The organism is Lactococcus cremoris subsp. cremoris KW2, assembly GCF_000468955.1.
Classification (GTDB): Bacteria; Bacillota; Bacilli; order Lactobacillales; family Streptococcaceae; genus Lactococcus; species Lactococcus cremoris.
The window spans coordinates 289,296-312,807 of record NC_022369.1; the positions used below are offsets into that span (position 1 = coordinate 289,296).

Consider the following 23,512-nt stretch of genomic DNA (forward strand, 5'->3'; position numbering starts at 1 on the left):
AAATTGAATTAAAAAAACCTTCCAACTATCGGAAGAATTTTTTAAATCTTAAGTCAATCAAAATTACTGTACTACAGATAGTTCGTGAATGCTGCGTCCCTCTTTGTCAACTAATTGTAGCCAGCTATTCGTTCCAGCAAAATAGAGAAAATGTCCGACTTCATTGACTGATTTCAAGACAATATCAGCAGTGGTTATGAAAGTTTTAGGGTCCCAGTTTTCTTTTTGCTCTTCTCTAAGCGTTTGCGTGAAACGATAAGCTAAACCAGGTGTACCATCTGATTTCATTCCTCCGCTTTCAGCGATTTTTGCCCCCGCTTTAATGACCAATTCGTTAGATTTTTGCCAAATAATCGTGGCTTGACTGTCTGGTCGTTTAACAAAAAATTCAATTTCTGAAAGTCCTTTTTTCCAACGATGTTGCGCTTTGGGAGAGAAGGCTTTTTTCTTTTCTAATTTAATTCCAAAAGCGCCGAGTGCACTTAAAAATTCATCTGCATAAGTTGCACAAGCTTTTTCGATATTATTAGGAATTTTAAGTGGTTCTGCCTTATCACGCAAATTAATTCCAGCTTCCTCAGCCAAATTGACCAAATACTGAGTCAGATAATTTGCATCTAATTCATAAGCTTTTACATTTAGAATCACAACCTTATCAAATTCTAACTTAGGAATTAATTCTAAGTCATTAGCTATCATTTTAATCTGTCCTTTTTTTAATAAAAAGAAAAGTTCATCATTATTTAAATCAAAACGCGCATTGTTTTGTTCCAAGAGAAGTAAACGGGCCTCTGATGGAAGATGAATTTCTAAACCAAAATCAGACAGAGTGACCGTAAAAGTTAAATTTTTCATAACTTTATTATAGCAGAAAATTTGTCAGCGTTATCAATGAAATAACTTTGAACTAAATGTTTGGTATATACAAACATCCCCTAAGGAAAAAGATGTATTTTATAAAAAAAGATGTATTATATAATATTTTTACTTGAAATAGCCTTGTAAAGTTCGATATTTACGAACGATGATAACTATTAACAGAATATTTACAAAAGGGTCATTGTAAAGGCTTAAAAAAAGGGTTAGAATTATTTTGTGAAGAGCACAATTCATCAACCGATTGAGAAAAACCTTAAGGAGATTCATTTTTAAAATGAAAAATACATCAAAGAAAGTCATTGGACTTACAGCAGGCGCGGTAATTGCCCTATCACTACTTGCGGCTTGTGGAAATAGCAGTTCTGCTTCAAAATCAGATAGTAAAACCATTTCGGATTTGAAGATTTCATTTATTCCCTCAAAAAATCCAGATGATATCACCACAGCGACTAAACCAATCGCCAATATTTTGAAGTCTGAGTTGAAAAAACAAGGCTATACCGTTAAAAAAATTGATACAAGCGTTGGAACAAACTATCAAGCGGTTGGTGAAGGACTTGATGCGGGTTCAGTTGATGTCGGATATGGAATGTCAGCCACAACCTATGCGATGTATCAAGATGGTTCAACGCCACTTTTGATGGCAACACGTAAAGGACTTTCAAATGATGCCTCAACCTCAGCAAAATATTGGAATGAACACAAACCAACAACAAAGACTGATAAAGAAGTGACTTCATATCGCTCATTAATCATTGCTGGTAATTCTCCAATGGGTAAAAAATTAGCTAAAGAAGCCAACGATGGAACTTTGACATGGAAAGATTTGAATGAAGCAAAATGGGGGCTTGAATCGACTTCATCTGCTGCGGGATATATGTATCCTTCACAATGGTTGACAGATAATTTTAAACAATCAATTCGTGATTTGAAAAATACAGTAACGATGGATTCTTACGATTCAGCGATGGCTCAACTTGCCTCAGGACAAATTGATGTTATGCCTGAATATGCCGATGCTCGTTTAGATGAAGCAACAAAATGGACCACAACTTTTGGTGCAAAAGGAAGCATTTGGGATGATACAAATGTGATTGGAGTAACCCCTGCTATCGCTAATGACGGAATTATGGTTTCAGAAAAATCTAAAATTATGACACCAGAGTTCAAAAAGGCGCTCTCAACAGCGATTAAAGATATGTCCAAAACTGCCGAAGGCAAGAAAGTTATTGCGATTTATTCACATGATGGCTATGTTGATTCAACAAAAGATGACTATAAAACAGCCATTAAAGTGGCAAATGAAATGAGTAAAGCCAACTAATGAACAAATAAAATCATTTTAAAAGGGTCTGGGTTACTCGTTGAGTTCCAGACTCTTTTTGTGAAAATGAAGCAATAATAAATAAAATAGAAGCTTCATATAGAAATGGAGAAGTGATGATTAAATTTGAAAATGTGTCAAAAGTTTACCCAAATGGCACAAAAGGTCTGACAGATGTTAACTTACAAATTGACCAAGGAGAATTTGTAGCCATTATTGGGACATCAGGAGCGGGGAAATCCACCCTTATTCGCTGTGTTAATGGTTTAAATGATGTGACTTCCGGTCGTCTCTTTGTGAATGATACGGATGTCTCAAAACTAAAAGGCAAAGACTTAAGAAAATTTCGACGCCACGTCGGAATGATTTTTCAATCCTATAATTTAGTGCCTAGAGTGACTGTTTTAAAAAATGTTATGTTTGCTCGTGTCCCAGACATGAACTTATTTAAAGTGATTTTTGGCTTATTTTCAAAAGAAGATAAACTTGTTGCTTTAGATTCTCTGAATAAAGTAGGAATTTTAGACAAGGCATATATCCGGGCTGATCAACTTTCTGGTGGTCAACAACAAAGGGTTTCACTTGCGCGTGCACTGACACAAGAAAGTGAAATTTTACTGGCTGACGAGCCTGTTTCAGCCCTTGACCCAGTGACGGCTAAAGAAGTAATGGATGATTTTAAAAGAATTAACGAAGAGCTCAATAAAACGATTTTACTAAATATTCACCATGTTGAACTCGCCTTAGAATATGCCTCACGAATTATCGCCGTCAAAAAAGGAAAGATTGTCTATGATGGCCCCTCACAAGAAGTAACCAAAGAAATTTTAGATGAAGTTTATAGAAAAGAGGCTTAAATGTACGATAAAATATTTAAGCCCAAAAAAATAGAACTCCTCACGGGTGAAGTGGTTGAAGAAAAAGTCAGTCGTACTTGGATTTACTGGATAATTATTATTATAATTATCGGTTTATCTGTACTTCTTACAAATTTTGACTTTAGTGCGCTTAGTCGAAGTGGGCTCTTTTTACAAAAATTAGCAAGTATGCTTCCACCAAACTGGTCTTACTTTGATAAGGTACTTCCTCCTTTGCTTGATACGATTAAAATGAGCTTTTTTGCTTCCTTATTGGGAGCTTTATTAGCGGTCCCTTTTGCAATTTTAGCAGCCAATAACATCGTTAAAAATCGGTTAGTAAATGGAATCATTCGCTTTATTTTCATGCTTGCAAGAACTTTGCCGACGCTAGTTTTAGCTTTGATTGCGACTTATATTTTTGGACTGGGGACTTTTGCTGGGGTCGTTGCGATTTTTATTTTTACTTTTTCTTTTATCGGAAAACAATTATTTGAAGTCATTGAAACGGTTGATATGGGTCCATTTGAAGCGGCAGAGGCCTTAGGAGTGAGTCCCTTAAAAGCCTTCTTTATTGCTGTTTTTCCTCAAGTTTTACCTACTTATCTTTCAACTGCCCTTTATGCTTTTGAAGGAAATGTTCGTTATGCAGCGATTTTAGGTTATGTTGGTGCAGGTGGGATTGGAAATATCTTAAATGACCGTGTAAATTTTCGAGATTTTGCCAGTGTCGGCATGATTTTGGTTTCGATTTTGGTTACGGTCATGATTATAGACTCTGTCAGTGCACTCATTCGCAAGAAGATTGCCTAGGAATGAAATGAGAGGAAAAATGAATTCACAAATTATTGAAGAATACAATCGACGTCCTAAAAAATGGTTTTATTATCTTTTGATTTTTATCATTTTGTTAGCTATTTCAATTTGGTCGACCTCGGTTGTTCATTATCACGGAGTTTCAGAACATGGTGCTTTAATTGCTAAAAACATTTTCACAGGGATTTTTCATCCAGATAGTAGTTTAATTTTCAATTTCACTGAAACAGGTTTGGCTTATCTCTTGCTGCAAACTTTTGCTATTGGGATTCTTGGAACTTTGGTCGGTGCGATTATCGCTGTTCCACTATCTTTTCTGGCGGCAACAAATCTGGTTCCTAACTGGCTGGCTTATTTGATTCGTTTTGTTTTAATGGCTATTCGGACGATTCCTTCATTTATCTATGCCCTTTTGTTTATTCCAGTTGTTGGTTTAGGTTCGTCAGCTGGTGTGATGGCGCTTGGTTTTGAGTCCATTGGGATGATTGCAAAGTTATTTATTGAGGCCATTGAGGATTTGGATATGGGGGTCATTGAAGCGATGGATGCAGCTGGTGCCACAACTTTTCAAAAAATTCGCTTTGGGGTTTTGCCACAACTTTTACCAGATCTTTACTCCATCCTGCTTTATCGTTTAGATATGAATCTTCGTGATGCTGCCATTTTGGGCTTGGTCGGTGCTGGAGGGATTGGTGCGCCATTGAGTTTTGCAATGTCTGGCTATAAATGGTCGTCTGTTGGAGCAATTTTACTCGGACTTTTAGTATTAATCATTTTTGTTGAACTCATTTCATCAAGAATTAGAAAAAAATTAGCGAAAGGATAAAGGATGATGAAGATAAGAATTCTTGAAACAAGTGACTTGCATGGCTTTGTTCTTCCCACAAATTTTACAGAAAAAGACATGGATTTACCTTTTTCGATTGCTAAAGCTCGAACTAAAATGGACGAACTGACAAGCTCCTCTGAACAAAAAGGAGAAATCGTCATAAAAATTGAAAATGGCGACATCTTGCAAGGGTCTGCTCTGGCTTACTATCTGGCAAAAAAAGCAAAGGAAGGCATCAAAGATTTAGTCAATGTCACAAATTCTTTTGGCTATGACGTTGGCTTACTAGGGAATCATGAGTTTAATTATGGGCTGGAGTATTTAGAAACGTATGTCAAGCAAGTCAATTATCCTATTTTAGCAGCCAATGTTTTAGATAAAAAAGGACAACCAGTTTTTGGACCAACTTATCAAATCATTGAAAAACATGGGCTGAAAATTGGAATTGTTGGTTTCTTGACTCAGTATATTCCTCATTGGGAACAGCCAGCTACAATTAAAGATTTAACTTTTCAATCGATTGTTGAAGCTGCCAAAGAAATTTTACCCGACTTACGTCAGCGCGTTGATGTGCTTCTTGTAGCTTATCATGGGGGATTTGAACGAGATTTAGTGACAGGAATCCCTACGGAAAGCTTAACAGGAGAAAACGAAGCCTACCAATTATTATTGGAATATGGAGAATTGATTGACGCTCTAGTCACAGGACATCAGCATCGGGAAATTGCTCAACATGTTTTAGGAGTTCCCGTGATTCAGCCCGGATTTCGAGGGGATTTTGTTGGGGAAATTGAGCTAGAATTAGATAAGCAAAAAAAAATTACCCATTCAAAAGCCAAAATTCATAGAACAGCCGAGTCAAAAGTTTCGACAGATGTGGTTGAACTTATTTCTGATATCAGTAAGGAAACAGAAGAATGGTTAGACCAGCCAATGGGAAAAGTATTGGGGAACATGAAAATTCTGGATCCAATGGCCGCACGCATTAATGAGCATCCTTATATTGAACTGATAAATAAAATACAAATGGAAGCAACAGCTGCCAAAATTTCGGGGACAGCGCTTTTTAACAATGAAGCCAAAGGTTTTGATGAACAAATTACAATGCGCTCAATTTTGACAAATTATATTTATCCTAATACTTTAGCTGTTTTAAGAGTGACAGGGTCTGATTTAAAAGCTGCCTTAGAACGAACGGCTGAACATCTTGAAATTAATGATGAGGGAGAAATTATTTTTAGTCCTCGCTTTGTTGAACCTAAACCTGAGTATTATAATTATGATATGTATGAAGGCATTGATTATACTATTGATTTGAAGAAAAAGATTGGTCAGCGAATTGTGAACTTAAGTTTTGAGGGACGTCCAGTTGCCAGTGAGGAGTTTTTAGAAATTGTAGTCAATCAGTATCGAGCAGTCGGTGGTGGAAATTATCCAATGTTTTCTGCAGACAAGATTGTCAGAGAAATAACAGTGGACATGACAGAATTGATTGCGGCTTATTTGAAAAATCATCCTGTGATTCAAGCGACTGTCAATCATAATTTTAAGATTTTAAAATAATAATTACTGACAGATTTTTTAGCATTAATAAAGCGCTAAAAATTACTGTCAGTAATTTTTTTATTAAGTTTTGCTTGAGAATAAGCTAAGTTATTCTAAAGTTTTTCCTGATATACTTTATTTATTCAAAGGAGGAGCCTATCATGAAACAAACACTTAAAATCAAGAAAATTAATTATCAATTTGTAAAATCAGAAGACAACAAGCTAATACTTCCAAGTCCTTTAGAAAGACCCTACCTGACAGCGAAAGATGAGCAATAAGAGCCAGATGAGAGGATATTCTGTGATAGAATGAAAATATAACTATTAATAAAGGAGCATTAATGACAATGAATATCACATCTCATGGTGAAAAAATAGCAACAATAAATCCGACAACAAGTGGTGATGCACCTGATTTTGAACTGACAGATTTAAAAGGAAATAAAATTAAATTATCAAAACTTGAAAAGCCTGTTTTGATTAGTGTATTCCCAGACATCAATACTAGAGTTTGTTCACTTCAAACCAAACATTTTAATCTTGAAGCAGCAAAGCATTCGGAAATTGACTTTTTGAGTATTTCAAATAATACAGCAGATGAGCAAAAAAATTGGTGTGCAGCCGAGGGAGTTGAAATGACAATTCTTGCTGATGATGGAACTTTTGGACAAGCTTATGGTCTTGCTTTAAATGATGGACCACTCAAAGGTCGTCTTGCTCGTAGTGTTTTTGTTGTAAAAGGGGGGCAAATCGTCTATAGTGAAATATTAGCGGAGCTTTCGGATGAGCCTAATTACGAAAAAGCCTTAGAAGCAACTAAATAATTAATGACAAAAAATTGAGGATATTGATAAGAGTGAATATCCTCTGTAAAAGCTGTCAGTAGACAGTTTTTTTAATAAGTTAAAGAAAAGATGTAATTTTTCTTTGTACTCGAAATTTTCTATTCAATTTGATATAATTATATTAATACTGAATATTTAGGAGAAGATATGGCTGTAAAACGTTTAATTGAAACTTTTGTTCCGGAAAATTATAAAATTTTCCTTGATATTGACCGTAAAACTAAGAAAATAAAAGGTCAAGTGGCAATTACTGGGGAAGCAAAAGATACTGTTGTTGCCTTTCATGCCAAAGGATTACACTTCAACAAAGTTCGCGCTTTTAGTGTTGATACAAACTTCATTGAAAATGAAGAAGATGAAGAAATTGTTGTTAAAATTGGTGAAACAGGGCGCGTGACTGTTTCATTTGAATATGAAGCCGAATTGACTGACAACATGATGGGAATCTATCCTTCATATTATGAAGTCAATGGTGAAAAGAAAATGCTAATTGGCACACAGTTTGAAAGCCATTTTGCTCGCCAAGCTTTCCCATCTATTGATGAACCAGAAGCGAAAGCAACTTTCGATTTGTCAGTAAAATTTGATGAAGAAGAAGGCGACATCATTGTTTCAAATATGCCAGAACTCTTGAATATTAATGGAATTCACGTTTTTGAACGGACAGTTAAAATGAGTTCTTACCTTTTGGCTTTTGTATTCGGTGAACTTCAATATAAAAAAGGTAAAACAAAATCTGGTGTTGAAGTAGGTGCCTTTGCAACGAAAGCTCATAGTCAAGCAGCACTTGATTTCCCACTTGATATTGCTATTCGTTCAATCGAATTTTACGAAGATTATTATCAAACACCCTATCCACTTCCACACAGCTGGCATATTGCCTTACCTGACTTCTCAGCAGGAGCAATGGAAAACTGGGGATGTATCACTTATCGTGAAGTTTGCATGTTGGTTGACCCTGAAAATGCAACCATTCAAAGTAAACAATATGTGGCAACAGTTATTGCCCATGAATTGGCTCACCAATGGTTCGGTGACCTTGTAACTATGCAATGGTGGGATGATTTGTGGCTCAACGAATCATTCGCTAACAACATGGAATATGTTTGTATGGATGCTTTGGAACCAAGTTGGAACGTTTGGGAATCATTCTCAATTTCAGAAGCCAATATGGCATTGAATCGTGATGCAACGGACGGAGTTCAATCTGTCCACGTTGAAGTAACTCATCCAGATGAAATTGGAACACTTTTTGATCCAGCAATCGTCTATGCTAAAGGTTCACGCTTAATGGTTATGCTTCGTAAATGGCTTGGAGATGAAGCCTTTGCTGCTGGCTTAGCCCTTTATTTCAAACGCCATCAATATGGAAATACAGTTGGAGACAATCTTTGGGATGCCTTGGCTGAAGTTTCTGGAAAAGATGTGGCAGCCTTCATGCACTCATGGGTTAATCAACCGGGTTACCCTGTCGTTACAGCAGAAGTCGTTGATGATACTTTGATTTTGAGTCAAAAACAATTCTTTGTTGGTGAAGGTGTTGACAAAGGACGTTTGTGGAATGTTCCATTGAATACCAATTGGACAGGGCTACCAGACTTGCTTTCTTCTGAAAAAGTTGAAATTCCAGGGTTTGCTGCTTTGAAAGCTAAAAACAATGGTAAAGCTCTCTTTTTGAATGATGCAAATATGGCTCATTACATCATTGATTATAAGGGTGCTTTACTGACAGACCTTCTTTCAGAAGTTGAATCTTTGGAGAATGTGACAAAATTCCAAATCTTGCAAGACCGTAAATTGTTGGCTAAAGCAGGGGTGATTTCTTATGCTGACGTTGTAAATATCTTGCCATCATTCACTAATGAAGAATCTTACCTTGTTAATACTGGTTTGAGTCAACTCATTAGTGAGTTGGAACTTTTTGTTGATGAAGATTCAGAAACTGAAAAAGCCTTCCAAAGCTTGGTAGGAAAACTTTTTGCTAAAAATTATGCTCGTTTGGGTTGGGATAAAGTTGCTGGTGAATCTGCTGGGGATGAGAGCCTTCGTGGAATCGTGTTGAGTAAAACTTTGTATTCTGAAAATGCAGATGCCAAAACAAAAGCTAGCCAAATTTTTGCAACACATAAAGAAAATTTAGCAAGTATTCCAGCTGATATTCGTCCAATTGTTTTGAACAATGAAATCAAAACAACTAACTCGGCTGAATTGGTTAAAACTTATCGTGAAACTTATATCAAAACAAGCCTCCAAGAATTCAAACGTGAACTTGAAGGAGCAGTTGCTTTGATTAAAGATGAAAAAGTTATTGCTGAATTACTTGAAAGCTTCAAAAATGCAGATATTGTTAAACCACAAGATATTGCTTTCTCTTGGTTCTACCTCTTACGAAATGATTTTTCACAAGATGCGGCATGGGCTTGGGAAAAAGCAAATTGGGCTTTCCTTGAAGAAAAATTGGGTGGTGATATGAGTTATGACAAATTTGTCATCTATCCAGGGAATACTTTCAAAACTGCTAATAAATTAGCGGAATATAAAGCTTTCTTTGAACCAAAATTAGAAAACCAAGGCTTGAAACGTTCAATTGAAATGGCAATTAAACAAATTACAGCACGTGTTGCTTTGATTGATAGCCAAAAAGCATCAGTTGATAAAGCAATCACTGATATTGCTGAAAAATTGTAATTTATAAATAAAAATCACCTTTTAGAGGTGGTTTTTTTTATTTATAAATTATTCGTTTGACTTCGCTTTCGATAGAACAATCAAAGCGAGAATAAGGAAGATAAATCCCATAAGGGCGGGAGCAGAATGTCCGAGACTAATGTAAATTTGTCCACCAATTAAAGGACCGATAACGCGTGTAAGTGCTTGAAGAGCTTGACTTCCGCCTTGAAGTTTACCTTGTTCAGAAGAAGTCGCTGATTTTGAAAGTTTGCCATTGAAGGCAGTTCCGAAAATACTATCTCCAAAAGCAAAGATAAACATTGCCAGAATGAAAAGGGGCCACATTTTAGAAAAAGCAGAAAGAGCGAAAAGTAAGTAAGCAATTATTTCGCAGACTATTGCTAGACGGATAAGTTTATCTTCATTAGCTAATTTTAGAAGTCTGGGCATGATGAAAATTTGAGTTAAAATATCCATCAAACCCATGATTGAAATGGCAAGACCAATTAATACAGGTGTCCAAGCAAAACTATCAAGTGAAAACTGACTGATAATAGCTTGGAGCGCACCATTTGGCAACCAAAGTAAGATACCGGCAAAGAGGAGACGATTGAGATTTTTCATGCGTAGGAGCTGAAAAAGTTGAGTGAAAGGATTAAGCTGCTTAAGAGAAAAATTTCTTGTGCGATTATTTTCAGGAAGGCTTTCATCCATGACAAAAGCACCATAAAGAAGATTTGCAAGGGAGATGATTGCTCCAAAGTAGAAGGGGACTGAATTTCCAAAATGGGCTAGGAGTCCACCAACGGTTGGGCCAGAAATTGTTCCAACACCAACAGCAGCAGCTGTCCATCCGAATACTTTTGTTCGATTTTCTTCATCAGTAATATCGGCGAAATAAGCGAAAAGTGTCACGATATTTCCACCGGTTAAGCCATCGATGATTCGTCCGATAAAGAGCATCCAAAGACTGCCAGCTAAACCAAAGACCAGATACCCCAAGGCAGAACCAGCTAAAGAAATTAGTAAGATTGGTTTGCGACCAAAGCGGTCTGATAAAGAGCCAAGTGCGGGGGCGGCAAAGAAAGTACAGAGTGCATAAATGGCCATTAGTGCAGAGACGATGAATGCTTGGTCATGAGCATTTGCAAAAGGAGCGACCATAAATGGGACAACAGGGGAAATGATTGTAAAACCAAGTCCTGTCAGAAAAGTTGTGATAAGCCCAAAAGTGAGGGCGTGTTTATTGATGTTCATAGTGAGAACCTCCATTAAGATGTGAGTTCGTTCTAGGGTCTTTGCACCTTTTTCCTTTTTCGATTGCTTTAGCAAGTGGGAGAAAGGGTCAAGGGCAACAAGAATTTGACAGTTTTGATGTCAGATTCTGCTTGACTGAATTGAATTGATGAAATTTTCCATTCGATGAGTTACATTAGTAACTTAGTGAGAATGGACAAACTAGATTGAAAAATGAGGGATTCTACTCAAGGAGTAGTTTCGCAATTTTATCTAATTTCAGTCACTTCAAGGCGAACGAGCTGAATTGTGATGATTGTTTGATTTCTTAGGAAGTTTTTTGCGCAGGTTTTCAGCTGCTAAAGTGAACTCTGTCAGACTAAAGGCTTCACTTTTCTATTCGAGTTTCCTTGGAAACAAAAATAGTATATCGCATTATTGTTTCTTTGTCAACAAAAAGCAAATAAAAAAACCATCAGTAAAAATTAATTTACTGACAGACTTATTTTTCAATATTTTTTCGGATAGAAGAATCAAGGTGATTATTGTATTTATCAAGGAATTCTAAAATATTACTGACGGCTTCATCAGTTAATTCGTCAAAGATCACTTGGTCATTTTGGGAAAATTTTTGGTGAAGACTTTCGTGACGGTCATTGATTTGCTGCCCCTCTTTCGTTAATCGAAAATAAATTTCTTTTTTATTTTGAGGAATTTGATAACTTTCAATCAGATTTTTTTTGAGAAGTTTTTTAGCAATTTTACTGGCAGCACCGCGTGTCATATAAAGATGATGAGCTAATTTTGTCACATTAGGATAGGGAGTTTTGGCAATAAATTCAATTGTTTCGATTTCTGATAATGAAATATTTGAAAATTCAGCTTCCATCTGTGGCTTATAATAAGCATCAATTTTGTTAAACAAGTTAGTCAAAGAGGTCATAATTTGTTCCTGGTTTTCTTGAAACTGAGTCATGAGTCATTTTCCTCCATCTTTAAAGTGCTTTGCCGATAAATACAAGACCAATAGTCATTTCGGCGCCAAATGCTTGTGACAATATAATTTTCCTCATTTTGCCAGTAGTCATAAGTTAAAATAAATGTTTTTTTACTGACTTGCGAAGCTTTATAATGATTTATGGCCAAGGGAATTACTGACCGACTAGATAGGAGATTTCCAGATTCATTATTTTTACTGACAGAATTTTTGTCAGTCATTTGTCCGAAAATATTCAATTTTTCACTGGCATTTATCATTCTTCCATTAGCAAGAATTTCCTGATACTTTTCATCAGTCAATTTTGGCAAATTTTGATGATTCAAAAATTGTTCTTCTTTTGCTAAAAGCTCAAGTGAGCGGCTAGCATAGTGTTCTTCCTCAGGTAAAGCAGCAGGTTCGACGTGAACATCAACATCATAGACTCCAAAACCATCAATCAACATTTTTTCAATAGATTCTGTCGCTTCATGACTTTCATAAACACTTAAATCAGGAGACATTTCAACCACAACATCAAGAAAAATGTTGCTTCCATACGAACGACCGCGAACGAGTTTAACGCCTTTAACTTTTGGAGCTAAACAGATAGCCTCTCTATATTCCTTAACAAGATTTTCATCAAAGCCATCAGAAAGACTAAAAACCGATTCGTGGAAAATATCATAAGCAGTTTTTAAAATAAAACCACAAATAATGATTGCCATAGCAGTATCGAGCCACTCCCAGCCAACGCTACTTGCTAAAATAGCGACCACAGTTCCAATAGAAGTTACCGCATCAGAAAGATTGTCCTTACTTGCTGCAGAGAGAGCCTGAGAGTTCGTTTTTTTAGCCAAATCACGATTATAAAGATAGACTCCGAGCATGACAAAGGCTGAAAATAAACCAACAAGCGCTCCTAGTGGATCAATGGTTTCTTCTTTTCCGGATAGTAGAGTCATCACGGTTTCACGTAAGACCTCAAAACCAACGAAGAACATGATAAAACTAGAAATTAAACTCGCAATAGATTCAATTTTCCAGTGACCGTAGACATGGTCACTATCTGCTGGAATTCGAGCAATTCGAAGTCCAATTAAGATTGCGATATTTCCCATAATATCAGTCACATTATTAAAACCATTGGCTTGAAGAGCGCTAGAGTGAACAATTGTCGCAAAAGCAATTTGTCCGATAGACAAAACAATATAAGCGAGAATAGAAACCCAAACTCCTTTTTCAGCGAGTTTCAGATTGTTTGTACTTGAAGCTGCCATATAAATCCTCCCAAAATTACATCATTCCATTATAACAAAAAATTCAAGGAAAGTTGGCTTCCACCGCTAAAAAAACCTTTTATAATAAGGCCTCTTAAAATAGAATTAAAAAAGAAGGATGGACTAATTTCTTAAAAACGGAGATGATTTTTTCTTATCTTCTATAGTAGAAAGTCGTCAAAAATAAAATATTATATAAATAGTTTAAGTACCTTGACTTACATAGTAATGTGAAGTATAATATACTTTGTTTAAAATGATAGAAAGGAAAAAGAATGGCAGAAATACCAAAAGAAATGTTACGAGCCCAAACCAATGTAATTTTGCTCAATGTCCTAAAACAAGGAGATAATTATGTTTACGGTATTATCAAACAAGTCAAGGAAGCCTCAAATGGAGAAATGGAACTTAATGAAGCCACGCTCTATACAATCTTTAAAAGACTTGAAAAGGATGGGATTATCAGTTCTTATTGGGGAGATGAAAGTCAAGGTGGGCGTCGCAAGTATTATCGACTGACAGAGATTGGTCATGAAAATATGCGACTTGCCTTTGAATCTTGGTCAAGAGTCGATAAAATTATTGAAAATTTAGAAGCAAATAAAAAAGATGAGTCTAATAAATAATTTCCAATTAAAATTTAAGTTACTAAATAGGGGCTAAAGGTAAAAAATATTCGTCGCAAATCGTTGACTTAAACTTTAAAAAGCGTTACAATATTTTTGTTAGTTTACCATTCGTGAAACTAACTATTGTAATCTTTAATAGCATTAACAATTAATGCTTGTTTACTAAAAAAAATAATGTTATAATAATCTTCTCAAAAAATTTATTGAAATTATTTTGAAGTAAAATGAAATTGAAAATTCAATTTAATGTAAAGTAGTTTACATTATTTAACTCTAGAAAGGAATTTTATGATTTTCAAATCAATCATGAAGCATAAATGGGTTGCCTTATTCTCAATCTTTTCAACCTTCGTTTATGCAGGAGTACAGCTTTACCAGCCCCAAATCATGAAACGAATTATGACAGTAATGTCATCAACAACTTATAGCCGTCATGAGATGGCTGACAAAGTTTCAGGATATGGAGTTGAGTTGCTGATTGTTGCAGGGATAGGGATTCTCTTTGCTATCTTCAGTACCCTTTCAGCAGCACGTATTGCTCAAGAAATTGGGGCAGACGTTCGTGAAGCAACTTACAAAAAAATTAACACATTCTCTTATGAAAATGTCGAAAAATTCAATGCCGGAAACCTTGTTGTCCGTATGACCAATGACGTTACACAAGTGCAAAACTTGATGATGATGGTCTTCCAAATTTTGATGCGGATTCCAGTCCTTCTGATTGGTGCGGTCATTCTATCAATTACAACTCTTCCAAAACTTTGGTGGATTACTGTTCTTTTAATCGTCTTAATTCTTGTGGTTACAGCTGTATTGATGGGACGCATGGGCCCTCACTTTATGGCCTTCCAAAAATTGATGGACCGTATTAATGCCATTGCTAAACAAAACTTACGTGGCGCACGTGTCGTTAAATCTTTCGTTCAAGAAAAAAATCAAATCAAAGATTTTGATGAAACTTCTGACGAACTTTACGACCATAACTGGGCAGTAGGGAAACTCTTTTCAGCAATGATTCCACTCTTTACCGTTATTGCTCAAGGAGCGATTTGGCTTGCAATCTACTTCGTTTCAACTTTTGTAACAGATTCACCAACCGTTGCCCAAGATAGTATTGGTGGGATTGCAACATTCATGACTTACATGGGAATGATTATGTTTGCCATCATCATGGGTGGTATGATTTCAATGTTTGCTTCACGTGGTATGGTCTCAATCGGTCGTATCAATGAAGTACTGAAAACAGACCCAGCTATGAAATTTGACGAAAATGCGAAAGACGAAGAACTTTCTGGTTCTGTTAAATTTGACCATGTTTCATTCTCATATCCTAATGATGAAGAACCAACACTCAAAGATATTAGCTTTGAAGTAGAAGCTGGCCAAATGGTCGGGATTGTCGGAGCGACTGGTGCTGGTAAATCCACTTTAGCACAATTGATTCCAAGACTCTTTGACCCAACAGAAGGGACTGTTTCAGTTGGTGGAAAAGACCTTAAAACAGTTAGCCGTGGGACTTTGAAGAGAAATATTTCTATCGTTCTTCAAAAAGCTATTCTTTTCTCTGGTACAATCGCTGGAAACATCAAACAAGGGAAATCTGATGCAACCGATGAAGAAATGACTCGTGCGGCACAAATTGCCCAAGCGGCTGAATTTATCACGACAAAAGACGGACAATATGAATCAGAAGTTGAAGAACGTGGGAATAATTTCTCAGGTGGTCAAAAACAAAGATTGTCTATCACACGTGGGGTTGTTAAAAATCCAAATGTCTTGATTTTAGATGATTCAACGTCGGCACTTGATGCTAAATCTGAAAAACTTGTTCAAGAAGCCTTGAATAAAGAACTTAAAGAAACAACAACTATTATTATTGCTCAAAAGATTTCATCAGTAGTTCATGCAGATAATATTTTGGTTCTTGATCAAGGAAAACTTGTTGGTCAAGGAACTCACCAAGAATTAGTTGCCGAAAACAAAATTTACCAAGAAATCTACGATACACAGAAAGCACAGGAGGACTAAGACATGGAAAATACCAAATCAACAAGAAAAATGTCTGACACCACACGTGCCATCCGATTTTTTTACCTCTATCTCAAAAGATATAAACTCCAATTTGCTGTGATTATGATTTTCATCATTTTGGCGACTTGGTTGCAAGTTGTTTCTCCATCACTCTTGGGAGATGCAATTACCAATTTGACTAAATATGTGACTGACTTCTTTACACATCAACATGCTGGACAATCACAAGATGCATTACAACAGATTGCTCAACAATTAAGCCAACAAATGCACCAAACCGTAGATTGGCACAATGTTCCTGAAGTTGTTAAAACATTACCACAAGCAGCTCAGGACCAAATAACAGCTCATCTTCCTAAAGGAACAACTTTAGAAACACTCAAAACAGTGGCAACTTCACATGCTGCTAGCACTTCTACATTCATGAAAGGAATGTGGCAATTGCTTGCAGTCTATGTAGCAACAGGTGTGTCAATGTTGATTTATACCTTGCTCTTTAGCCGTATCGTTGCTCATTCAACAAATCGCATGCGTAAAGGTTTGTTTGGTAAACTTGAACGTTTGACTATTTCATATTTTGACCGTCATCAAGATGGAGATATCCTTGCTCGTTTTACATCTGACTTGGATAACATTCAAAATACATTGAACCAAGCACTCGTTTCAGTGATTTCAAATGCTGCCGTTTTTGTCGGAGTAATCATCCAAATCTTCCTTAAAGATGTAACTTTTGCTTGGTTGACAGTGGCGGCTTCACCAGTTGCCATTTTATCTGCAGTTATCATTATTCGTCAATCGAAAAAAGCAACAGATAAACAACAAGAAGAAGTTTCACAACTCAATGCCTATATGGATGAAAAAATCTCTGGGCAAAAAGCAATTATCGTTGAAGGTTTACAAGAAGATTCTATTAACGGCTTCTTGGAACACAACGAAAATGTTAAAAAACGTACCTTTGCTGCTCAAGCATGGTCTGGTATGATTTTCCCATTGATGAATGGTTTCCAACTTTTGTCAATCGCCATTGTTATCTTCGGCGGAACAGCTTATGTCCTTAATGATGATAGCATGTCAATTGCCACAGGTTTGGGTCTCTTAGTTGCCTTTGTTCAATATGTTCAAAGTTACTACAACCCAATCATGCAAATTTCATCAAACTTTGGTCAACTTCAGCTTGCCATTACAGGTGCAACTCGTCTGAATGTTATGTTTGATGAACCAGAAGAAGTTCGTCCTGAAAATGGTAAGAAATTTGACACGATTAAAGATGGTATTCAAATCGAAAATCTTGATTTTGAATATCTTCCAGGTAAACCAGTCCTCAAAAAAGTTAATATTGATGTTAAAAAAGGACAAATGGTTGCCCTCGTTGGTCCAACTGGTTCAGGTAAAACAACTGTCATGAACTTGATGAACCGTTTCTATGATGTCAATGGTGGAGCAATCAAGTTTGATGGAACAGATATTCGTGAATTTGATTTAGATAGTTTACGTTCAAATGTTGGGATTGTACTTCAAGAGTCTGTACTCTTTGATGGAACAATTGCCGATAATATCAAGTTTGGTAAACCAAATGCCACTCAAGAAGAAATTGAAACAGTTGCGAAGACAACACATATACATGAATTTATCGAAAGCTTGCCTGACAAGTATGAAACACACGTTTCTGATGATGAATCAGTCTTCTCAGTTGGTCAAAAACAACAAATCTCTATTGCACGTACTATTTTGACAAATCCAGAACTTTTGATTTTGGACGAAGCAACATCGAACGTAGATACCGTAACAGAAGAACAAATTCAATGGGCAATGGAAGCAGCCATTGCTGGACGAACTTCATTCGTTATTGCTCACCGTTTGAAAACAATTCTTAATGCAGATAAGATTGTTGTTCTTAAAGATGGTGAAGTCATTGAAGAAGGAAATCATCATGAACTCGTTGCTCAAGGTGGATTCTACTCTGAACTTTATCATAATCAATTCGTTTTTGAATAAGAAAAACTTGTTTGAATAAAAGAAATAAAAACTACAGCTAAATTTTTAGTTGTAGTTTTTATTTAGAAAAAAAGTCTATGAAAAACTACCATAAAATGTTAAAATAGAGAGCGGTTCTTAAAAAAATAATTTTTTTAAGACAATAAAAATGTGAAAAGTGATTTTGAAATAATATGAAAAAAATAGTAATTAATGGTGGGAAGCGTATCTCTGGAACAATTCCAATTTCTGGAGCAAAAAATTCAGTGGTTGCTTTAATTCCTGCAACCATTCTAGCTAACGATATTGTTACTCTGGAAGGAGTTCCAGATATTTCTGATGTCGCAAGTTTAGTCGAAATTATGGAAATCATGGGAGCAAAAATTGAGCGAAATCTTGAAGAAGGTCGACTTGTGATTGATACACGTAGTGTTGTTTCACGTCCTCTGCCTTATGGAAAGATTAATTCTTTGCGTGCTTCTTATTATTTCAATGGTGCACTTTTGGGTCGTTTTGGACAAGCGACAGTTGGCTTGCCCGGAGGCTGTGATTTAGGTCCTCGTCCAACCGATTTACATGATAAAGCCTTTAAAGCTTTAGGGGCTAAGAAGATTCAAGAAGAAGAAGCTGAGCACTTAGAAGTGATTGGAGATTCATTAGTTGGAGCAACCATTTATATGGACGTTGTTTCCGTTGGAGCAACCATCAATACGATGCTTGCTGCTAGTCGTGCAAAAGGTGTAACTGTGATTGAAAATGCCGCACGTGAGCCTGAAATTATTGATGTGGCAACCCTTCTTAATAACATGGGGGCAAAAGTTCGTGGTGCTGGAACAGATATTATCCGTATCACTGGGATAGATGAAATGCACGGAGCTCAACATACGGTAATTCCTGACCGAATTGAGGCTGGAACTTACCTTGCTTTAGCTGCTGCGATGGGTGATGGGGTTATTATTGAAAATGTTATCTATGAACATTTGGAATCTTTCATTGCTAAACTTGAAGAAATGGGCGTACGTTTGACGATTCGTGAAGACAGCATTGAAGTTCATAAATCTGAAAATTTAAAATCAGTTAATATTACCTCTGTTCCTTACCCAGGATTTGCGACTGATTTGCAACAACCAATTACGCCACTGTTGTTAAAAGCAAAAGGTCGTGGTTCGATTGTTGATACGATTTATCAAAAACGTGTTAACCACGTACCTGAATTAGCGCGTATGGGTGCTAATATTTCTGTTTTGGATGATAGAATTATTTATGACGCTCCGAATGAGTTAACTGGAAGCTGTGTTCAAGCAACAGATTTACGTGCTGGTGCGGCTCTGGTTACTGCTGGAATTATTGCCAGTGGAACTACTAAAATTTCTAATATTGAGTTTATCCTACGAGGCTATGATCATATCATTGAAAAATTGACTGCTGTTGGTGTAGATATTCAATTGATTGAAGAGTGACAAAATAGATTTATTTGCGTATATACTAATGAGAAAGGATATAAGATGGCTGATAAATTAAAGTTTGAAATCATTGAAGAACTTATCGTTCTCTCTGAAAATGCAAAAGGTTGGCGCAAAGAACTCAATCGTGTTTCTTGGAATGATGCAGAACCTAAATACGATATCCGTACTTGGTCACCTGACCATGAAAAAATGGGTAAAGGAATCACTTTATCCGAAGAAGAATTTGGCGTCCTCTTAAAAGAATTGGGCAATAAATAAAAAAAATCCTGAATTTTCAGGACTTTTTTATTATTTTAATGGGTAAAGGTCATCACAACAAGGATGAGGTAAATAATCAAAGTAATAAAGAAGGTCAGTCGCCACCAAAGCTTTAAAAAGCGGCGGTAGGCGAATTGTTTATAATAGAACAAATCAAGTAACAACAAAATAAGTGCTAAACCAGAAATGATTAGCAGATAGTAAGGAATAATACTGATACTTGTTACATTTTTTGAAAAGATTTGCATTCCTAGAATTAGAAAAAGTGTGAATACATCTGGAATTTTTAATTTACGATTGGTTAAATGACGTAGTCTGAAAAACTTGAAAATAAAGACCAACGCAATAAAGACGATAAGCGGATATAGCGCCATAAGTACTTTTATAAACATAGACTAATTGTAGCGGTTTTAGACTAGTTTGTAAAGTATTTATTTGTGTGAGAGAGTGCACGTATCAGTGCTAATCCAAAGATTGTAACAAGGATAGCTTTAATGATTTCAACAAATACAAAGGGAGTGAAGCCAAGCTTTAATGCCAAAGACCAATCCACTTGAGTGAAAAATTTGAGCCAGAGAGTGCCGATGACCAACATAAGGAGATGACCGACAATATTTATGATAAAAGCTGGGATTGTTTTGTATTTGATTTGATGAAGTCCCCAAGAAATGAGGGTTCCCATAACTAAAAAAGCAAGTAGAAAACCACCTGTTGGTCCAAAAAGAACAGCAATTCCTGAAGTTCCTCCAGTGAATACGGGAATTCCAATAAATCCGAGAAGTAGATAAAGTAAAATGGCAAAAAAAGTTTCACGCGCTTTGAGTACTGTCGCAACGAGTCCGACAGCTAGTGTTTGTAAGGTGACTGGGATGATACCAATTGGGATAGCCAATGGAGAAAGAACCGCGATAATCGCTGCACCAAGAGCAATTAGGGTTAATGAATATAATTTTGTGTTTTGCATTCCGAGTCCTTTGTTTTATATATAAAATAAAATATACTAAAAAAGAAGAATTTTTGCAAACTCTTGCTCCAAATATACAAAAAATACTGACAGAATTTCTGTCAGTATTTTTATTCTCTGATTTCAACAAAGTGAGCATGGACAAAATCTGCTAGTTCTTGAGGAGCAATTTTTATACTACGTCCAACTTCACCCGCGGAACAGACAATAAACTCATGTTCCAAAGCAATGGAATCAATATAAATTGGAAACTTTTTATTTTGCCAAATGCCTACGGGATTATTTGCCCCGTGAATATAACCCGTGGTTTTTTGTAGGTCTTTTTGAGGAATCATACTTACTTTTTTATTGCCCGAAACTTTTGCTAATTTTTTTTCTGACAGATGCTCTGTCAAAGGAAGAATACCAATGACAGGTCCTGTTTTATCTCCAATCAATGCGAGTGTTTTATAGATATCACTACGATTAATATCGTCAGGAAGGCTATCACTTTCCAAAGCATTGATGGCAAGTCCAGTATGCTCAATTTTCGCCTTATCAAGAATTTGTTCTACAAGTGTTTTCTTTAATTTTTGCTTTTTAGACATAGCTATATTATAGAAGATTTTGTTCTGACTGACAAGATATAATAATTTTACTGACAGGTTTATTAGTAATTACTATGGATAAAAAGTTTAGGGAATTTTTTGACAAAAATTATTAAGATAACAAAGGCAGCAATGGCCGTCAAAATACCGCTGATTCCATTAACAGCAAGAGAATAAGCAACAGCGCCCCAACCTTTCCAAGCATATTGGCTCCAGAAAATAATTCCGGCAATGAAATGGAAAAAGTATTTAAGAAGAACAGCAACAAAAGTTCCCAAAAGTACAGGAGCTAGTTTTAGAGGGGCTGTTTTTTGGCGGAAAAGGCCAGCTATTCCGAGTGAAACAGGAGCCACAAGATATTCAAGGAAAGCTTGGGATAGGCTTAAGATATAAGCATGTCCAGTAATCATTGAAAGAATTCCCCAGATTAATCCTCCAACGAGACCAGCGGTTAAACCTCGTCGTAAGCTGAGAAGAAGGATAGGGATACAGGCGATTTCAACGATAATCCAACCATAAACAGTATTTGGAATGAGGCTGATGATGAAGGCGAGTGCCGCCATGAAGGCAATTTCCGTTAATAAACGGACATTGAACTTAGAATTAGACATAAAAAAACTCCTTTTTGATGCGCACAAAAGGAGGGTTAGAAATTAGACGATTGTCTTAACACATTCCTACGCTGGCATTACCCAGATCAGGTCAGATGGTATTTCTCGCTACTGACAGACTTGTCAATAGACCCATTGTGCAAATATTTATTTTTACAAGTATAAGTTTAGCATAATTTATGTTGAAAAGCATTGATGGGAGATTAGAATTCTATTTTATAAATTAAACTTAAAAATTTTTTAAGGCAACATAAAAAATCAATAATCCAAAAAATTTGAAAGTCTGTTAGAATAAATCTATACACAAATTCGGACAAAATAAAAGCGGTCGAGTAAGTAATTGTGAAAGTCAGTACAGAGAGCTTGTAGCGGTGAGAGCAAGCCTGAATGAAGCAATGAAAATGGCTTGATAAGCGTAGCAAAAGTGAGGTTTTACCAAGCTTTTGACGGCATGGTTCTCGTTATTGAACTTAAAAGTTTGCTTTTGTAAAGTTTATCTGAAAATTTTCAGTGAGCTACAAAGTGCTTAAATCAAGAATGGTACCACGATATAGCTCGTTTCTTTTTATGAAATGGGCTCTTTTTGTTTAGTCAGATTGTTTTTGTTTGACGAATTTGTTTAGAGTCAGAAAATTGGCAGGTGCACGGTTACTTTTCTGATATGATGCAAAAGTTTATCAAAGGGGAATAATTGATTTTGAAAAATAAATCAATTAGAAAAAAGGGAGAAGAAATGAATCCAAGAAACAGAAATATTTTACTTGTCGTTATTGTTGTTGTAATTGTTGCTATCGCTGCATTTTTCGGTTTTAATCACAAATCTGGCGGAAGTAAAACGGCAAATAAAACTGTGAATATTGGAATAATGACAGGAACTAAAGAAGATGATACCATTTGGTCTACTGTTTCAAAAACAGCCAAAGATAAATACGGAATTACTTTAAAATTCACTCATTTTACAGATTATACACAACCAAATACAGCTTTGAAAAATGGCGATATTGATTTGAATGCCTTCCAACATTATGCTTTCTTGAATGCTTGGAATAAAGCTAATAATGGTGATTTGAAGGCGATTGGAAATACTACAATTTCACCTATTCGTCTTTATTCTAAAAAAATCACTTCATTGAGCCAAATTAAATCAGGAGATACAATTGCTGTACCGAATGATGCCTCAAATGAAAGCCGCGCGCTTTATGTTTTGAAAAATGCTGGTCTGATTGGCCTTTCTGTATCAGGTGATACACTTGCGACGGTTAAAGATATTAATTCTAATCCAAAAAATTTGGTCATAAAAGAATTAGATGCGGCACAAACACCACGTGCGCTTGATTCAATTACAGCAGCAGTAATTAATGACGATTTTGCAACTACAGCAAAATTAACGGTTGAAGAGTCTATTTATACTGAACCTGTAAACAAAGATAGTGAGCAGTGGATTAATATCATCGTTGCAAATAAAAAAGATGAAAATAACAAAATTTATAAAGAAGTAGTCAAAGCTTACCAAACTGAAGCAACGAAGAAAGCAATTGAAAAAGCTTATCCTGATAAGAGAAAAATTGCTGCTTGGGGATTGAAACTCGACTAGAAAATTCGTTGACGGAGTAACGGTTAGGTCAGAACTTCGGGAGTTTCTATTTTAGAAATTCTTGCCTTAAGGCTAATAAGTTTTACTGACAGAAGACTTAAACTGTTTTCAAAACAGTTTGGTCAGTAGAAATTGGAGA

At 36.0% G+C, this 23,512-nt stretch carries 21 protein-coding genes and 1 riboswitch; of the genes, 13 read left to right on the forward strand and 8 right to left on the reverse strand.

Features of this window, described 5'->3' with window-relative positions:
- Positions 1 to 63: 63 nt before the first annotated feature.
- Entirely contained in the window at positions 64 to 855 is a 792-nt protein-coding gene (locus KW2_RS01475) for a hypothetical protein (protein WP_021036672.1), read from the reverse strand.
- A 298-nt stretch (positions 856 to 1,153) separates the two neighbouring features.
- Here KW2_RS01475 and KW2_RS01480 point away from each other — a divergent pair, with 298 nt between their 5' ends.
- The 7 genes from KW2_RS01480 to KW2_RS01510 all read left to right on the forward strand — a co-directional run bounded on the left by KW2_RS01480 (position 1,154) and on the right by KW2_RS01510 (position 9,785).
- Complete coding sequence (locus KW2_RS01480; protein ID WP_021036673.1) at positions 1,154 to 2,203, forward strand: phosphate/phosphite/phosphonate ABC transporter substrate-binding protein; 1,050 nt, start codon at positions 1,154 to 1,156, stop codon at positions 2,201 to 2,203.
- Between the two features lie 116 nt (positions 2,204 to 2,319).
- Positions 2,320 to 3,060, forward strand: coding sequence for a phosphonate ABC transporter ATP-binding protein (gene phnC / locus KW2_RS01485; protein WP_011834377.1), 741 nt, complete (start codon positions 2,320 to 2,322; stop codon positions 3,058 to 3,060).
- Entirely contained in the window at positions 3,061 to 3,873 is an 813-nt protein-coding gene (gene phnE, locus KW2_RS01490; RefSeq protein WP_011834378.1) for a phosphonate ABC transporter, permease protein PhnE, read from the forward strand.
- 19 nt (positions 3,874 to 3,892) lie between these two features.
- Complete coding sequence (gene phnE / locus KW2_RS01495) at positions 3,893 to 4,702, forward strand: phosphonate ABC transporter, permease protein PhnE (RefSeq protein ID WP_011675354.1); 810 nt, start codon at positions 3,893 to 3,895, stop codon at positions 4,700 to 4,702.
- Positions 4,703 to 4,708: 6 nt separating this feature from the next.
- The gene (locus tag KW2_RS01500) at positions 4,709 to 6,268 is read left to right on the forward strand and encodes a bifunctional metallophosphatase/5'-nucleotidase (RefSeq protein ID WP_041168674.1); all 1,560 of its coding nucleotides are present in this window, start codon (positions 4,709 to 4,711) and stop codon (positions 6,266 to 6,268) included.
- A 325-nt stretch (positions 6,269 to 6,593) separates the two neighbouring features.
- Entirely contained in the window at positions 6,594 to 7,076 is a 483-nt protein-coding gene (locus KW2_RS01505) for a thiol peroxidase (RefSeq protein ID WP_021036676.1), read from the forward strand.
- 168 nt (positions 7,077 to 7,244) lie between these two features.
- Positions 7,245 to 9,785 (forward strand): M1 family metallopeptidase, encoded by a 2,541-nt coding sequence (locus KW2_RS01510; protein WP_021036677.1) that lies wholly within the window; start codon positions 7,245 to 7,247, stop codon positions 9,783 to 9,785.
- A gap of 48 nt (positions 9,786 to 9,833) precedes the next feature.
- Here the strand turns inward: KW2_RS01510 and KW2_RS01515 are convergent, their stop codons facing one another.
- The 3 genes from KW2_RS01515 to KW2_RS01525 all read right to left on the reverse strand — a co-directional run bounded on the left by KW2_RS01515 (position 9,834) and on the right by KW2_RS01525 (position 13,259).
- The gene (locus KW2_RS01515; protein WP_021036678.1) at positions 9,834 to 11,024 is read right to left on the reverse strand and encodes an MFS transporter; all 1,191 of its coding nucleotides are present in this window, start codon (positions 11,022 to 11,024) and stop codon (positions 9,834 to 9,836) included.
- Positions 11,025 to 11,505: 481 nt separating this feature from the next.
- Complete coding sequence (locus KW2_RS01520; protein WP_011834384.1) at positions 11,506 to 11,979, reverse strand: MarR family transcriptional regulator; 474 nt, start codon at positions 11,977 to 11,979, stop codon at positions 11,506 to 11,508.
- Positions 11,976 to 13,259, reverse strand: a complete 1,284-nt coding sequence (locus tag KW2_RS01525) for a cation diffusion facilitator family transporter (RefSeq protein WP_021036679.1) — start codon at positions 13,257 to 13,259, stop codon at positions 11,976 to 11,978. The genes KW2_RS01520 and KW2_RS01525 overlap by 4 nt, the downstream gene beginning before the upstream one ends.
- Positions 13,260 to 13,534: 275 nt before the next feature.
- On the opposite strand from KW2_RS01525, the gene KW2_RS01530 reads away from it, so the two are divergent.
- From KW2_RS01530 to KW2_RS01550, 5 genes are all read left to right on the forward strand, one after another.
- Complete coding sequence (locus tag KW2_RS01530) at positions 13,535 to 13,885, forward strand: PadR family transcriptional regulator (protein ID WP_021036680.1); 351 nt, start codon at positions 13,535 to 13,537, stop codon at positions 13,883 to 13,885.
- Positions 13,886 to 14,194: 309 nt separating this feature from the next.
- Positions 14,195 to 15,916, forward strand: a complete 1,722-nt coding sequence (gene lmrC, locus KW2_RS01535; protein ID WP_080656311.1) for a multidrug efflux ABC transporter LmrCD subunit C — start codon at positions 14,195 to 14,197, stop codon at positions 15,914 to 15,916.
- Positions 15,917 to 15,919: 3 nt separating this feature from the next.
- Positions 15,920 to 17,914: a multidrug efflux ABC transporter LmrCD subunit D gene (gene lmrD / locus KW2_RS01540; protein WP_021036682.1), complete on the forward strand. Its 1,995-nt coding sequence runs from the start codon at positions 15,920 to 15,922 to the stop codon at positions 17,912 to 17,914.
- Between the two features lie 173 nt (positions 17,915 to 18,087).
- Entirely contained in the window at positions 18,088 to 19,353 is a 1,266-nt protein-coding gene (locus KW2_RS01545) for a UDP-N-acetylglucosamine 1-carboxyvinyltransferase (protein ID WP_021036683.1), read from the forward strand.
- Between the two features lie 45 nt (positions 19,354 to 19,398).
- Positions 19,399 to 19,617, forward strand: coding sequence for a YdbC family protein (locus KW2_RS01550; RefSeq protein ID WP_003131683.1), 219 nt, complete (start codon positions 19,399 to 19,401; stop codon positions 19,615 to 19,617).
- Between the two features lie 35 nt (positions 19,618 to 19,652).
- Here the strand turns inward: KW2_RS01550 and KW2_RS01555 are convergent, their stop codons facing one another.
- The 4 genes from KW2_RS01555 to thiT form a co-directional block, all read right to left on the reverse strand.
- On the reverse strand, positions 19,653 to 20,009 hold the full coding sequence (locus KW2_RS01555) for a DUF3397 domain-containing protein (protein ID WP_011834393.1): 357 nt from the start codon (positions 20,007 to 20,009) through the stop codon (positions 19,653 to 19,655).
- A 23-nt stretch (positions 20,010 to 20,032) separates the two neighbouring features.
- Positions 20,033 to 20,581 (reverse strand): biotin transporter BioY, encoded by a 549-nt coding sequence (locus tag KW2_RS01560; RefSeq protein ID WP_021036684.1) that lies wholly within the window; start codon positions 20,579 to 20,581, stop codon positions 20,033 to 20,035.
- 110 nt (positions 20,582 to 20,691) lie between these two features.
- The gene (locus KW2_RS01565) at positions 20,692 to 21,168 is read right to left on the reverse strand and encodes an aminoacyl-tRNA deacylase (RefSeq protein ID WP_021036685.1); all 477 of its coding nucleotides are present in this window, start codon (positions 21,166 to 21,168) and stop codon (positions 20,692 to 20,694) included.
- A 62-nt stretch (positions 21,169 to 21,230) separates the two neighbouring features.
- Positions 21,231 to 21,779, reverse strand: a complete 549-nt coding sequence (thiT, locus tag KW2_RS01570; RefSeq protein WP_011834396.1) for an energy-coupled thiamine transporter ThiT — start codon at positions 21,777 to 21,779, stop codon at positions 21,231 to 21,233.
- Positions 21,780 to 21,825: 46 nt separating this feature from the next.
- Positions 21,826 to 21,925: riboswitch (TPP riboswitch) on the reverse strand.
- Between the two features lie 587 nt (positions 21,926 to 22,512).
- Here thiT and KW2_RS01575 point away from each other — a divergent pair.
- A complete protein-coding gene (locus tag KW2_RS01575; RefSeq protein WP_021036686.1) occupies positions 22,513 to 23,373 on the forward strand; it encodes a MetQ/NlpA family ABC transporter substrate-binding protein in 861 nt (286 codons plus the stop codon).
- The last annotated feature ends 139 nt before the right edge of the window (positions 23,374 to 23,512 follow it).

Coding starts and splice junctions, on each gene's coding strand:
- KW2_RS01475 (WP_021036672.1), bottom strand. CDS start 855: ATGAAAAATTTAACTTTTACGGTCACTCTGTCTGATTTTGGTTTAGAA.
- KW2_RS01480 (WP_021036673.1), top strand. CDS start 1,154: ATGAAAAATACATCAAAGAAAGTCATTGGACTTACAGCAGGCGCGGTA.
- phnC (WP_011834377.1), top strand. CDS start 2,320: ATGATTAAATTTGAAAATGTGTCAAAAGTTTACCCAAATGGCACAAAA.
- phnE (WP_011834378.1), top strand. CDS start 3,061: ATGTACGATAAAATATTTAAGCCCAAAAAAATAGAACTCCTCACGGGT.
- phnE (WP_011675354.1), top strand. CDS start 3,893: ATGAATTCACAAATTATTGAAGAATACAATCGACGTCCTAAAAAATGG.
- KW2_RS01500 (WP_041168674.1), top strand. CDS start 4,709: ATGAAGATAAGAATTCTTGAAACAAGTGACTTGCATGGCTTTGTTCTT.
- KW2_RS01505 (WP_021036676.1), top strand. CDS start 6,594: ATGACAATGAATATCACATCTCATGGTGAAAAAATAGCAACAATAAAT.
- KW2_RS01510 (WP_021036677.1), top strand. CDS start 7,245: ATGGCTGTAAAACGTTTAATTGAAACTTTTGTTCCGGAAAATTATAAA.
- KW2_RS01515 (WP_021036678.1), bottom strand. CDS start 11,024: ATGAACATCAATAAACACGCCCTCACTTTTGGGCTTATCACAACTTTT.
- KW2_RS01520 (WP_011834384.1), bottom strand. CDS start 11,979: ATGACTCAGTTTCAAGAAAACCAGGAACAAATTATGACCTCTTTGACT.
- KW2_RS01525 (WP_021036679.1), bottom strand. CDS start 13,259: ATGGCAGCTTCAAGTACAAACAATCTGAAACTCGCTGAAAAAGGAGTT.
- KW2_RS01530 (WP_021036680.1), top strand. CDS start 13,535: ATGGCAGAAATACCAAAAGAAATGTTACGAGCCCAAACCAATGTAATT.
- lmrC (WP_080656311.1), top strand. CDS start 14,195: ATGAAGCATAAATGGGTTGCCTTATTCTCAATCTTTTCAACCTTCGTT.
- lmrD (WP_021036682.1), top strand. CDS start 15,920: ATGGAAAATACCAAATCAACAAGAAAAATGTCTGACACCACACGTGCC.
- KW2_RS01545 (WP_021036683.1), top strand. CDS start 18,088: ATGAAAAAAATAGTAATTAATGGTGGGAAGCGTATCTCTGGAACAATT.
- KW2_RS01550 (WP_003131683.1), top strand. CDS start 19,399: ATGGCTGATAAATTAAAGTTTGAAATCATTGAAGAACTTATCGTTCTC.
- KW2_RS01555 (WP_011834393.1), bottom strand. CDS start 20,009: ATGTTTATAAAAGTACTTATGGCGCTATATCCGCTTATCGTCTTTATT.
- KW2_RS01560 (WP_021036684.1), bottom strand. CDS start 20,581: ATGCAAAACACAAAATTATATTCATTAACCCTAATTGCTCTTGGTGCA.
- KW2_RS01565 (WP_021036685.1), bottom strand. CDS start 21,168: ATGTCTAAAAAGCAAAAATTAAAGAAAACACTTGTAGAACAAATTCTT.
- thiT (WP_011834396.1), bottom strand. CDS start 21,779: ATGTCTAATTCTAAGTTCAATGTCCGTTTATTAACGGAAATTGCCTTC.
- KW2_RS01575 (WP_021036686.1), top strand. CDS start 22,513: ATGAATCCAAGAAACAGAAATATTTTACTTGTCGTTATTGTTGTTGTA.